At 59.1% G+C, this 12,905-nt stretch carries 12 protein-coding genes; 1 reads left to right on the forward strand and 11 read right to left on the reverse strand.

Going from position 1 to position 12,905, the window contains the following annotated elements:
• Nucleotides 1-37 precede the first annotated feature (37 nt).
• Nucleotides 38-1,438 carry a phospholipase D family protein gene (locus X738_RS75910; RefSeq protein WP_023803179.1) on the reverse strand — a complete coding sequence of 467 codons (1,401 nt, stop codon included), beginning with the start codon at nucleotides 1,436-1,438 and terminating at the stop codon, nucleotides 38-40.
• A gap of 100 nt (nucleotides 1,439-1,538) precedes the next feature.
• Entirely contained in the window at nucleotides 1,539-1,886 is a 348-nt protein-coding gene (locus X738_RS89385; RefSeq protein WP_373420496.1) for an endonuclease/exonuclease/phosphatase family protein, read from the reverse strand.
• On the opposite strand from X738_RS89385, the gene X738_RS85420 reads away from it, so the two are divergent.
• Nucleotides 1,871-2,113 (forward strand): hypothetical protein, encoded by a 243-nt coding sequence (locus X738_RS85420; RefSeq protein WP_156942723.1) that lies wholly within the window; start codon nucleotides 1,871-1,873, stop codon nucleotides 2,111-2,113. The two genes, X738_RS89385 and X738_RS85420, sit on opposite strands and share 16 nt — an antisense overlap.
• Nucleotides 2,114-2,291: 178 nt before the next feature.
• Here the strand turns inward: X738_RS85420 and X738_RS75915 are convergent, their stop codons facing one another.
• The 9 genes from X738_RS75915 to X738_RS86425 form a co-directional block, all read right to left on the reverse strand.
• Nucleotides 2,292-2,519, reverse strand: coding sequence for a hypothetical protein (locus tag X738_RS75915; protein ID WP_023803181.1), 228 nt, complete (start codon nucleotides 2,517-2,519; stop codon nucleotides 2,292-2,294).
• A gap of 431 nt (nucleotides 2,520-2,950) precedes the next feature.
• Nucleotides 2,951-3,196: a hypothetical protein gene (locus tag X738_RS81325; protein ID WP_023803182.1), complete on the reverse strand. Its 246-nt coding sequence runs from the start codon at nucleotides 3,194-3,196 to the stop codon at nucleotides 2,951-2,953.
• A complete protein-coding gene (locus X738_RS81330) occupies nucleotides 3,193-3,501 on the reverse strand; it encodes a hypothetical protein (RefSeq protein WP_023803183.1) in 309 nt (102 codons plus the stop codon). The genes X738_RS81325 and X738_RS81330 overlap by 4 nt, the downstream gene beginning before the upstream one ends.
• 58 nt (nucleotides 3,502-3,559) lie before the next feature.
• Nucleotides 3,560-3,847, reverse strand: a complete 288-nt coding sequence (locus tag X738_RS75925) for a DUF6074 family protein (protein ID WP_023803184.1) — start codon at nucleotides 3,845-3,847, stop codon at nucleotides 3,560-3,562.
• Nucleotides 3,848-4,177: 330 nt separating this feature from the next.
• Entirely contained in the window at nucleotides 4,178-6,790 is a 2,613-nt protein-coding gene (locus X738_RS75930; protein ID WP_051407973.1) for a bifunctional diguanylate cyclase/phosphodiesterase, read from the reverse strand.
• Between the two features lie 363 nt (nucleotides 6,791-7,153).
• On the reverse strand, nucleotides 7,154-8,020 hold the full coding sequence (locus X738_RS75935; protein ID WP_023803186.1) for a class I SAM-dependent methyltransferase: 867 nt from the start codon (nucleotides 8,018-8,020) through the stop codon (nucleotides 7,154-7,156).
• A 210-nt stretch (nucleotides 8,021-8,230) separates the two neighbouring features.
• Entirely contained in the window at nucleotides 8,231-8,644 is a 414-nt protein-coding gene (locus X738_RS75940) for a YybH family protein (protein ID WP_023803187.1), read from the reverse strand.
• A 120-nt stretch (nucleotides 8,645-8,764) separates the two neighbouring features.
• The gene (gene metH, locus X738_RS75945) at nucleotides 8,765-12,574 is read right to left on the reverse strand and encodes a methionine synthase (RefSeq protein WP_023803188.1); all 3,810 of its coding nucleotides are present in this window, start codon (nucleotides 12,572-12,574) and stop codon (nucleotides 8,765-8,767) included.
• 114 nt (nucleotides 12,575-12,688) lie between these two features.
• Nucleotides 12,689-12,889 (reverse strand): hypothetical protein, encoded by a 201-nt coding sequence (locus X738_RS86425; RefSeq protein WP_023803189.1) that lies wholly within the window; start codon nucleotides 12,887-12,889, stop codon nucleotides 12,689-12,691.
• Between the last annotated feature and the right edge of the window lie 16 nt (nucleotides 12,890-12,905).

The raw sequence follows: 12,905 nt of genomic DNA on the forward strand, positions 1-12,905 counted from the left end.
CCCGCCGTTAGCACCTATGCTATCTTAGTGGGTCTGGCTAAAGCTGAGACTCAACCGGAAGGTGGCGGACCAAGGCCGCCAGAACCCGGCGAAAAATTCCGGCCTCTGGTTCGTGTGTGTATTCTTGGAGTTTGCCTTCTTCGCATCCATGCCAGTGCAGCACATTGTTCTTTAGTTCCAGCCGATAGCTGGTTTCTAGTGATATCTCCGCTTGAAAAAAGCGCCGAAGTTCACCGACTAATTCGGCATCCTCAAAGAGCACGCCCATCTCCGAGTTCAAAGACACTGACCGGGGATCAAAATTGAAGGAACCAACGAACCCAGCCCTGTCGTCAACCGTGAACGATTTGGTGTGCAGACTGGCACCCTTGGAGCCAAACACCGAAATTCCCTGACCGCGAGTGAAGGGCTGGAGCTCGAACAGTCTTACGCCATTCCTCAGCAATCGCTTGCGATAGTTTGCATAAGCCCCATGAACCGCGGCGACGTCTGTAGCGGCCAAGGAATTGGTCAAAACGGAAACGTCAACCCCATTGCTGACGAGGTCCATCAGGACCGCGGAGCCCCTTTTGCCAGGGATGAAATAGGGAGATACAATTTCCAGATTGTTGCGCGCCGACTTTATGAGGGGAAGCAACTCCTTGGTAAGCCAGCTGCGACGTCTCCAACCTCTCACCTTCTCTGGAGGATCGGAAATCACCCGAACTCGATCCACCCAATGCACCTCGTTGCTGGCCGCGATGAACTCTGCGATGGACCCTCGGTCACCGATCCCGTTCAAAAGCATCGATTCGGTTTCGAGATCGCTTCCCGAAAACAAATCGGAATGCTCGTTCCCCGCGGCTGGACCCAGGACACTGATTGATTTCGCGTCCTCGCAAGCCCAGAATGCCTCAAATATTTCGGCGGTTTGCTGCACGGCAGGACCGAGGAGCAGCACGTCTAAGTCGCGAAAATTGGTTTCTGCTGCGTCGAAATAGGCATCGCCAACGTTGCGCCCGCCTACGATAGCAACGTTGTCGTCAGCGATCCATGCCTTGTTGTGCATCCTCCGGGTCAACGCAAATAGTCGCAATACAATTTCCACAGCGCGCATGACGCTGCGTTGCCTGACGCCGCTCGGATTAAACAACTTCAACTCGATGTTTGGATGATTGCTCAAGGCCAGATAGGCCGCATCGTTCTTTCGCGGATTGGCGTCATCAAGGAGCATGCGAACTCGCACGCCGCGCTCAGCGGCCCGGAAAACTTCCTGCAAGAGCAAGCGGCCAGTGTGGTCATCGTGCCAAAGGTAGTACATGAGATCGAGACTGCGAACGGCACTCCTTGCCGCCAGAACGCGCCCGGCGAAGGCGTCATAATTGTCCGGGACCAGCAGCAAGCCGCTCTTGCCTGCTTTGATGTTGTCGTGTGCAATCCGCGTAATGGATACTTCCATAAAATTTTCTACCCTTCAGCGATAGAAACCCGGCCTCGCTCAAAATCGTAGCAAGAACCCTTCAAAGGTAATCTGGTTGCAAATGTAGCTGTCGAATCCCCTAGAGAATTAATCGAGCCATGATCGGTAGATGATCGGAGGCGATCCGAGATAGCGATGTATGGTGCACTTCGAGGCTGGAAATCAGACTTGGTGGTTTGGCCAGGATCCGATCGAGCGCAAGCAAAGGGAATCGCGAAGGGAAACTGGACAGCACGGTGTGAATTGGACCAAAATGCGGCAGTAGCGCCAGCAACGAGGATCTGCTGTGCACCCGCCATTCGTTGAGATCGCCAAGCAAAATGGTTGGCCTTAGGACCGAACGCGCCGCCTCAAGCAGTGCGTTGGCTTGCTTGGTGCGCGACCGCCGGAGTGCCGAACCGATCGTCCTATATGCCCGAGGCGGCACGTCGACGGGCCGGATCAACCCGTGCGAACTCCGTCAGCTCTGGTGGGATCGATCTTCATCAACCGCGATCTGGCCTCAATTACGCGCTGTTGCGCAGCCCGTATCCTGCTGCACAGCGCGATATTGATGCCGACACCGCAGTCATCATCCAGCATCTCGTTCGCACGCTCAAGGGAGCGCTCGGCCCGATTAAGCCGCTGTCGGGCTCGCGCCAGTTCCATATCTAAAAGTTCCATTATTCCGAATCCATTGCGGTCCCTTGATTGGTAAACCGCTTGTGGTCGCCGTTGGTTCCGGCTGTTCGCGAGCGTGCAGCCCAGACGTAGATGTGGTTGGCAAAGTTCTGGAGTGAGAGTGGTGGCGCCGGTGGCCTGAAGGGCGCGACGAATGAAACGCCGGCCCAGTTCAACCCGCGCGACGTCCTTCAAAGCTGGGGGGATCGATCTTCACCAAGCGGTCTGCGGCCTCGACCGCAGTTCGTATCCTGTTGCGCAGCGCGAGGTTCTCGGCCAGCATTTCTTCAGTACGTTGAAGCGCGAGCTCGGTCCGGTGGATGCGCTGCCTGGCATTGGCAACTTCCGATGTCAAAATGTCGGCCACCGTCCCGTGGCCCTGGGGTTCCAAAGTGTCCATGGATTTCTAACACATGGGGGCCGATATCGTTCCCTGGTCAGTGACAAGTGCACTTCGGCCTGCTTCGCCGGCCGCTGCCGATTGCGGTGCGATCGGCAACGACGTCCTGCAGAAGAGCCGGACATTTCACATTCCCCCTAATGTTGGGACAGCGCCCCTTCGCAACCGGCGAGCAGCATCGCGACTAGTTCCCAGTTAATCCGGTAGATGATCGATCGTCTGCCGACATATCCGCGCCATTGCCTGGACAACCGCCAAGGCTGCCATTGTGCGTTTGGTCCTGCCTCCGTTGCGATAGTTGCCGTTCCGCTTGCCTTCAGGTGCGCCCCCGCCCGCACCGTGCATGCGACAGACTGCGCTGCCCCTCACCGCTGGCGATCGACACTGGCATCCCGTCCGCTTCGACCGAGCATGACACCGAGGCGCTAGGTTCATGAGGTTGACGTTATTTTTTTTCCGTCACCCTGCCCCCCATGCGAGACGTTGCCGACAATAGCTTGGCCGCCTTCGTTCACCGTGACGTGCTTCACCGTGACGTGCTGCTGGCCGCCCGTGCGGTGTTTCTTTAGGGCTTCCACCTGGGCCGCGAACGTCCTGGTGAGCTTGTTGAAAGCACGTTCGGCGCTGTCTTGCTGCGGGATAGTTTCGCAGTGAGCAAGGCGGCGGGCGAACGTCATGTCGCCATGTGCACCGCAGCCATCTGGGATGCCAGCATAGCTTCGATCTGATCCTGCGGTTCAATGCCTTTCACGATCGAGGCGACAAAGGCCGTGCCCTTATCGTCTAGCGTTTTGCCGTGGCTGCCGACATTCACCAGCTGGAGCAGGAGGCCATTGATGAAATCTTCGTCCGATGATCCGAAGGCTTTCTGGGCTGCCGTATGGTCGATAGTGACGGTGCTTCCGTCGATCTTTAAGAGGCGCGACGGGTTCGATTGGTGCGCGTGATCGGGCGCGGCGAGGACTTTTGTTTTTGCCGTCATGGATTAGGCCGCCAATATTTCACGAATGCAATTCGCGGCATCGGAAGGCCAATCGATTTCATGCTGCACCATTGGTTTCGGGTTGACGGTAATTCCGGATTCGGCCGAAAACCTCGTCGGCAAACGCCCGAAGTTCCTGGTCAATGACCTCGTCGGCCAGGCCAGCGGACACCATTTGCGTCCGCATGCCCGCGATGACTTGTTTCCAATATTGGTTTCCGCCCTTTCCGGTTCGATCAGACAACACTTCGACGGTCCGACGGATCTTCCCGACGCGTCGAACGGTCGGAAAAGGCAGAACGGTGCACACCGCATCGCCGATAGCATGAGGGCTCAGCCCGCGCATCGGTATCCCTCCAAGATATGTATAGGACTTCGGACTTTTCTACTTCGTCGGCCATGCGGACCTTGAGGATGTGTGAAGCTTGACCGTAGCTGCAAAAAGTTAAACCTCAACTGGGCGCCGCATTCAAAACCGTCCGTCCCTTCTCGGTATGATCAGGCTGCGTCGATAGCCGGCGCTGGGCCGATGCCGAGATAGGGGTCGCCGATCAGCTTGTCCGGGGCCAGGTCTCATCGGGTGCATAGGCCCCCAGAACTTCGCTGCCGTGATCGGCCAATCTCCAAATCCTAAGACTCAAGCGAAGCGCTACTCTGTGGCGTGAGGCTTATGCGCTTATACTCTACCCAACCGGAGCGGTTCATCCAAAACCCGTTCCGGGCGCAGACGCCGAGATCGAACAAATGCCTTTAGTCCGTCGGCATCCAACGCATGCCCGAAGGCATAACCCTGCAGTATGTCGCAGCCCAAGCTCTTGAGTGTCTGTGCGTGCTCCATCGTCTCGACACCCTCGGCTACGACCTCGATACCCAGGGATTTGCCGATTTCAATGATCGATGAGACGACCTGCCTTCGTTGCGGCGATTTGACAATAGGAATGACCAATTGGCGATCTATCTTCAACCGGCGAGGCTGCAGCTTGAGCAAGCTGACTATAGAGGCGTAGCCCGTGCCAAAATCGTCTATTTCTATGTCAATGCCGAGCTCTTTTATCTGCTCAAGATTCCAGGTGACAAAATCATCATTTTCGTCAAGGAAAATTGACTCAACGAGCTCGAAGGCAACTGTTCCCTTCTTGATATTTAGTTCCCTAAGACTCTTTATGAGTTCCTCATCCTGAAGGCGGCGTGCCGAAACGTTGACCGACACCCGCGGAATGTGGAGATTCGCAGCAGACCACCCTTCGAGATCCAAAAGCGATTGCTCCAATATGTTTCGATCGATGATCGAGACGACATTCAATTCTTCCGCAATCCTTAGGAAGACGTCGGGCGCCAAAATGCCCTTCTCCGGATGTCGCCATCGCGCCAGCGCCTCAACCCCAACAATTTCAAGGGTTTTTGCGTCAAATTGCGGCTGGTAGAAGGGAATGAACTCGTTGCGCTCAAGGCCGCCGAGAATGTCGTCGGCAATCCGTTTTGTCTCGACGATCTCGCTTTGCATCGCCTCGGTGAAGAACTCGTATCGATTGCGCCCACGACTCTTTGCTCGGTAAAGCGCGATGTCAGCGTTGACCAGCAGGTGTTTGGCTTCGATATCTTTTCCGTTATCGACTGCAATTCCCACGCTCACGCCAAAACGGCATCGATGGCCCTGATAGTAGACCGGTTCTCGCATCTGGCAGATGACGCGGTCAGCGAGCAGCGCCAGTTGCTCGACGTCGTCATGCACCACGCACAGGACGATGAATTCGTCTCCTCCGATCCGAGCGACGAATCCCTCACCATCGACCTTGGATCGGAGGACGGTCGAGGCGTGAACAAGCATTGCGTCGCCTGCGGCGTGGCCAAGCGTGTCGTTGATGTGCTTGAACCGATCGAGATCAATGTGAAGCAGTGCCGCATACCCGCCGGTCCGCCTGGCGTTTGCCGCGTAATCTTCCAGCACTTGGTCGAGGTAACGCCGGTTGGGCAAACCGGTCAGCGAATCGTGGAGCGCAATGTGCTCTATGCGCGCCTTGGCCGATTCGAGTTCTGCATTTTTCGACTCGGAAAGCTGTTTTGCGCGAACCAGGTCCTTGTTCAGCAGGACGTCGGCTGTCACATCCCATTCGGCGCCAATCATTTTTGGGGTGTCGTTTGCGTGCCGGTAAATTATCGCCTTGGATCGGACATGGCGAATCTCGCCATCCGGCCGAATAATCCGGTACTCCGACAAATATGGCCCGCCGCCGGCCGTCGCGCGGTCGAAATCGGCGTTGGCGCCAGCCAAATCTTCCGGGTGGATTGCTCCCGCCCAGTCCAGGTAGCCGCGGCCCTCCCCAGCTGGTTTGCCGTATATTTCATTGACGCGGTCGTCCCACGTCAGTTCGTTGGTCGCGAGATCGTGTTCCCACACGCCAATAGCCGACGCTTCCAGAGCGAGTTCCAGGCGTCTCGACAATCGACTCAGTTCCGCATAGTTGCGCTGTCTCTCGCCAATCAGGCGACCGGTCACCAGGAATGGGATCACAACCAACGCCCCGGCCACCGCCATGATGGCGCGCAAGAACCACGCGTTGTCGGGCGTCGAAGGCCAGCCGTTTTTGGGAATGGCTGCGATCCGCCACGAACCGGACGGGAGCAGGACGTCGGCTGTCACCGGATTGCTCTTGGCGACGCGCTCATTGCCGAAGAATTGCTCTCCGGTTGGACCGAGAGCGTCCTTACCGATCAGCGCTATGTCAATCCCGAGATCGTCGTCAAGCAGGCCGCTCGCCTTATAAAGGCGCTGAACGTCTACAACGGCCGAAATGATGCCCCAGAACCTTTCGGTGTTGCCCGCACTGCGTACAAAGACCGGAATACGACCGACGAAGCCTTGCCCTCCCTGCCTCAAGTCGACGGGACCGGCAAGAATTAGCTCGCGCTTGTCTCGCGCCCTCAGCGCGGCCACACGCTGCCGCTCGTCCTTGCGGTAATCGAGGCCTATCGCCTTGGCGTTGCCATTCATCGGGTACATCAGAGAAATGACCAGATCGGGCGCGCCGGCAATATTCTTCAATTGCGAGCCCCTGCCAAACAGGTTGCTCGCCAGCGAGGCGAAGCGTTGCTGTCCCATATAGGGCTCAGTCACGACCGCCGCGACCAGTCCCTGCACCAGTTGAAGGTTTCCGTTGATATTGCCTTCAAGCTTGGCGCGGATAAGATTGACCTTGGCCAGGACATCGGCTCGGGCGGCTTGATCCGAGACGATTTTGTTCTGGTGGTCCGCGAACGCTGCGCCAATGGCAATAACGATCACCGCCATTGCCGCCGGGATATTTGCCGACGAGAAAACGGCCTTCTTGATACCGCCGAACCTAGCGCGGAAAGGAGCCAATAGGCGATTCCTCAGATACTATTCAGGTTCTGGGCCAACCCGACCAAGGTATATTAGCTATCAATGTTTAATTTTGACCTTCACGGGTCCTAAAAATTTTGCACCCTCCAACCGCCAGAGGTGGCCGGAGTGGCTGACACGGACCTGCGGCTCCGGCTGACGACTTAAAGCGCGTCGCGGCTGAATGGAATCATGCAACGCGCTTCAGGTTTTGTTTGATGCATGTCGTTATCGCAAAACCGCTGCACACCCTCGGTTCAAGCCCGAGGGCATGCTTTTGCGCGACATGCATTAGTGGCCCTCAATCGCCTTGGCGGTAACCAGGTAGGGTATCTTGCCGACGCTACGTTTCGTCGCGCCGATGGAATAGGCCATTGGGATCTTGGGAGAGTTCTCCGGCAGGCCGTACATATCCTTGCCGGCCCTCACGGCAAATGAAAAGTGCTGCCACGAAACCGTGTCATGCTCATTGAGAAAATCCAGCGTCAGCCCAGCTGAAATCAGCGCGTTCACCACGTCGCTGACCGGATGAATCCACTCATAGTAGCGCGGATGTTTCAAGATGCGGTCGTCGCCGGTATAGGTGAGTTCTTCGTTCCATGCGAGTGGTCGAGCTATTGGCGTTCGCCAGTCATGCTTGAACTCCAGCGCCGCAGCCTTGCGGTCACACTGGAACATCAACGGATGGCCCTCGGCGAGATAGAGCCGGCCGCCGGGCCGCAGGAGATCGGCAACCACCCGCGCCCAGCGGAACACGTCGTCAAGCCAGTTTACCGAACCCCAGGTAACGTAAGCGATGTCAAAGGTCCGGCCAAGCGCTTCGACTGCCTCGAACAGTGGCGCCTCCACGAAGCGCACGTCAGTGCCTGCCTTTGCAGCGAAATCCCGCGCCGCTGCGATCGCCGTCGGTGAAAAGTCGAGGCCGGTCACGCTGCCCGCGCCCAGATTCTTCAAGCTGATTGTGTCGAGCCCGATATGGCATTGCAGATGGACGATATCCTTGCCGACAATGTCACCGACCTCGCGCGTTTCCAGCTCATAGAGATTGGATCCGCCAGCCAGTACATTTTCTATGTGGTAGCTGCCCGTTGTGTCGGTCGAATGCAGCTCGGCTCGATCATCCCAATTAAGGCGGTTCGCGCCCAGAAACGGTTCCAAATTGCCCCCTCAAGTCCCTGCCGAGACCAATATATATGGTAAACAGAACGTTAATATACCTTGCAGCTAAAGTGTCGCGCGTCAATCCGTGGCGGTACGGTGCACCACCGGGGCTGATCGATTGGTCAGCGAATTCGGCGAGCCTCTTGGCGAGGTCGGTCGACGGGCAGCGCCGGAAGAAATTTGTTGTCGTGCGAAACGTCCGCGGAGCTACGACTGAAACTCCGGCTGTGCCTGCATTGTCCGGAGATCGATCGGCATGGATATGTGTTCGTGCGTGATCATCCAGCGGTCGCTCATCAACTGCAAACCCGACGTCACCCGCACCCAATAGTCGGCCTTCTCGCCGTTGGTTCTTTTGCTTCTGACGTGGCACAGACCATAGCAGAACGCCACGTCATCTCTGACTGTGACGAGCAGTTCGTGCACCTCATAATCAATCGGGCCGTCAACCAAGGCAAACCACGCCTCGAAATTCTTTCGGTAGGCATCGGCGCTCTCGATCCGCAGCGGCGGCCTGATGCCGAATACGACAGTAGCCGCGGCATAGTGTGCCATCAGGGCTTCTATGTCCTTGGCCCGCAATGCCTGCACCAGGTCATCCAGGCCTTTGCGGATTTCCATTTCTTCTGCAGTCGGGTCTGCATAGGGCTCTCCTTTCATCGCATGATGAGTGGGCCAGGCCGGTGCTCTCGAAGCGATGCACCTGGTCATCGACCGCGATGCCAGGTCAAAGCTTCTGCCTTACTGCGCGGCTTCGGCGAAGGGGGTCGGCACATAGTTGAGTATAGGGCCGAGCCAGCGCTCGACCTCGGCGAGCGGCATGGCCTTGCGGCGCGCATAGTCCTCGACCTGGTCGCGCTCGACCTTGGCCACGCCGAAATAATAGCTTTCGGGATGCGACAGGTAGATGCCGGACACGGAGGAGCCCGGCCACATCGCAAAGCTTTCGGTCAGGCTGACGCCGGCGTTGCGCTCGCCGTCGAGCAGGCGAAAAAGCGTCGCTTTCTCGGTGTGGTCGGGCTGCGCCGGATAGCCGGGCGCCGGGCGAATACCGCGATAGGGTTCGCCGATCAGCTCGTCCGGCGCCAGATCCTCATCCGGCGCATAGGCCCAGAACTCCTTGCGCACCTTCTCGTGCAGGCGTTCGGCGAAGGCTTCGGCGAAACGGTCGGCCAGCGCCTTGACCATGATCGACGAGTAGTCGTCATTGGCACGTTCGAAGCGCTCGGCGATCGCCGCTTCCTCGATGCCGGCGGTGACGATGAAGCCGCCGAGATAGTCGGCCTTGCCGCTGTCCAACGGCGCGACGAAATCCGACAGCGCGACGTTCGCCTTGCCGTCGCGCTTGGTCAGCTGCTGGCGCAGCGTGAAGAAGGTCGCCAGTTCCTGTGACCTGGCATCATCGGTGAACAGCCTGATGTCGTCGCCGACGGTATTCGCCGGCCAGAAGCCGATGACGCCCTTTGGCGCGAACCATTTTTCCGCAATGATCTTGGCCAGCATCGCCTGGGCGTCGTCGAAGAGCTGGCGTGCCGCCGGCCCTTGCGCCTCGTCGTCTAGGATTTTGGGATAGCGACCCTTCAGCTCCCAGGTCTGGAAGAACGGCGTCCAGTCGATATAGCGCGCGAGCTCCGCCAAATCCCAGGCTTCGAAGGTTTTCAGGCCGAGGAAGGACGGTTTTGGCGGCGCGTAGGCCGACCAGTCGATCCGGTGGGCGTTGGCCCGCGCCTTGGCCAGCGGCAGGCGCTGCTTGTCGGCTTCGCTGCGCGCATGCGCATCGGCGACCTTCTTGTATTCGGCGCGAACGTTGTCGACATAACCGCCCCTGGTCTCGTTCGACAAAAGCGCCGACACCACGCCGACCGCGCGGCTGGCATCGGCGACATAGACGGTCTGGCCACTGATATAGCGCGGATGGATCTTTACTGCGGTATGCACGCGGCTGGTCGTAGCACCGCCGATCAACAGCGGAATGTCAAAACCCCCGCGCTCCATCTCGGCGGCCATGTGCGCCATCTCGTCGAGCGAGGGCGTGATCAGGCCGGACAGGCCGATGATGTCGACCTTTAGCTCGCGCGCCGTCTGCAGGATCTTTGCCGCCGGCACCATGACGCCGAGGTCGACGATCTCGTAATTGTTGCAGGCCAGAACCACGCCGACGATGTTCTTGCCGATGTCGTGGACATCGCCCTTCACCGTCGCCATCAGGATCTTGCCGGCGGTCTGGCGCTCGCCGGTGTCGACGCCTTTGGCGGCATTCGCCAGCTTCTCCGCCTCCATGTGCGGCAGCAGGCCGGCGACGGCCTGTTTCATGACGCGGGCGGATTTCACCACTTGCGGCAGGAACATCTTTCCCGCGCCGAACAGGTCGCCGACGACATTCATGCCTGCCATCAGCGGACCTTCGATGACGTGCAGCGGACGCTCGGCGGCGCGCCGCGCCTCGTCCGTGTCCTGGTCGATGAATTCGGTGATGCCGTTGACCAGTGCGTGCGAAATGCGCTGCTCGACCGGCCAGTCGCGCCAGGCGAGATCGCGTTCCTGCGCTTCCTTGCCCGCCGTGCCCCTAAAACGTTCGGCGAGTTCCAGCAGGCGTTCGGTCGCGCTGCCGCCGCCCTTCGGCTGGCGGTTGTTGACGACGTCCTCGCAGGCTTCGCGCAGTTCCGGATCGATGGTGTCATAGACGGCAAGCTGTCCGGCGTTGACGATGCCCATGTCCATGCCGGCCTGGATGGCATGGTAGAGGAACACGGCATGCATGGCCTCGCGCACCGGCTCGTTGCCACGAAACGAGAAGGAGAGGTTCGACACGCCGCCCGATATGTGGACATGGGGAAGCGTCGCGGTGATCTGCGTGGCGGCTTCGATGAAGTCGACGCCGTAATTGTTGTGCTCATCGATGCCGGTGGCGATGGCAAAGATGTTCGGGTCGAAAACGATGTCCTCGGGCGGGAATCCGGCCTGCTCGGTCAAAAGTCTGTAGGCGCGGGTGCAGATTTCGACCTTGCGCGCCTGGGTGTCGGCCTGGCCGTCCTCATCGAAGGCCATGACGACCACCGCCGCGCCATACGCGCGGACGAGCTTCGCATGATGCAGAAAAGCCTCCTCGCCCTCCTTCATCGAGATGGAATTGACCAGCGGCTTGCCCTGCACGCATTTCAGGCCGGCTTCGATGATCTCCCATTTGGAACTGTCGATCATTACGGGAACGCGGGCGATGTCCGGCTCGGCGGCGATCAGGTTGAGATAACAGACCATTGCCTGCTTCGAATCGATCAGGCCTTCGTCCATGTTGATGTCGATGATCTGCGCGCCGTTGGCGACCTGGTCGCGGGCGATTTCGAGCGCCGCGGCATAGTCGCCCGCGGTGATCAGCTTCCTGAATTTCGCCGAGCCGGTGACATTGGTGCGCTCGCCGACATTGACGAACGGAATCTCGTCGGTCAGCGTGAACGGCTCGAGCCCCGAAAGGCGCATCTGCGGCTCGATGTCGGGAACAGCGCGCGGCGGATATTTCTTCACGGCCTGTGCGATGGCGCGGATGTGGTCGGGCGTCGAGCCGCAGCAGCCACCGACGATATTGACCAAGCCGTCGCACGCGAAATCCTCGATCTGCGCAGCCATGAACTCCGGGCTTTCGTCATATTGGCCGAATTCGTTGGGCAGGCCGGCATTCGGATAGGCGCAAACAAAGGTGTCGGCGACGCCGGATATTTCGTCCAGATGCGCGCGCATGGCTTTGGCGCCCAGCGCGCAATTGAGGCCTATCGTGAACGGGTTGGCGTGGCGGACCGAATGCCAGAAAGCCGTCGGCGTCTGGCCCGACAGCGTGCGGCCGGACAGGTCGGTGATCGTGCCGGAAATCATCACCGGCAGATGCACGCCCTTCTCGATGAAGATCTCGTTGCAGGCGAAGATTGCCGCCTTGGCATTCAGCGTATCAAAAATGGTCTCGATCAGAATGATGTCGGCACCGCCGTCAATGAGACCGCGCAGCTGCTCGCCATAGGCAAGGCGCAAGTCGTCGAATGTCACGGCGCGGTAGCCGGGATTGTTGACGTCGGGCGACATCGAGGCGGTGCGGTTGGTCGGTCCCAGCGCACCGGCGACGAAACGACGCTTGCCGTCCTCCTGCTCGGCCCTTGCCGCTGCCCTGCGCACCAGCCGTGCACCGTCGCGGTTCAGAGCGTAGACCGCGTCCTCCATGCCATAATCCGCCTGGGCGATGGAGGTCGAGGAGAAGGTGTTGGTTTCAAGAATGTCCGCCCCGGCGATGGCGTATTGATAGTGAATCTCCTCGATCGCCTTGGGCTGCGTCAGGATCAGCAGGTCGTTGTTGCCCTGCTGGTGGCAGGCGCACTCGGCGAATTTGTCGCCACGGAAATGGTTCTCGTCGAAGCCCAGGCCCTGGATCTGCGTGCCCATGGCGCCATCGAGGATGAGGATGCGTTCGCGCGCCGCCGCCGTCAGCGCAGCAAGCACTTCCGAACCGTCGGGCTTGGCCGCGACGGGGCCGAACAGGTCGTCCAACGACGATGGGTTTTGCGACATATTTCGTCCTCAGGGCGACGGTCGCGCTTAAGCGACATAAAGACATCTTTATGTGAGTATACGGGATTTGTCTGCTGCTGTCACCCCTGCCGCCGGGAATGCTACCCGCCGGCACTACAACGCCGGCTGCGCAGTCTTCGCCGATGCCGCCCTGAGCAGCATCCCGAACAGGTCGCTCGGCTCGTCGGGGTCATTTCCGACAGCAGCACCGGGTAATCGTTGTGGACATCCGGGAGAGAGGGCGCGGCCATCGTCGATCAGGCAATCGCCGACGTGAGCGCCGGCAAGGTCTCCGACGCGGATCGGTTCGTTCATGATGTGGTAGGCGACC

This window comes from Mesorhizobium sp. L48C026A00, assembly GCF_000502375.1.
Classification (GTDB): Bacteria; Pseudomonadota; Alphaproteobacteria; order Rhizobiales; family Rhizobiaceae; genus Mesorhizobium; species Mesorhizobium muleiense.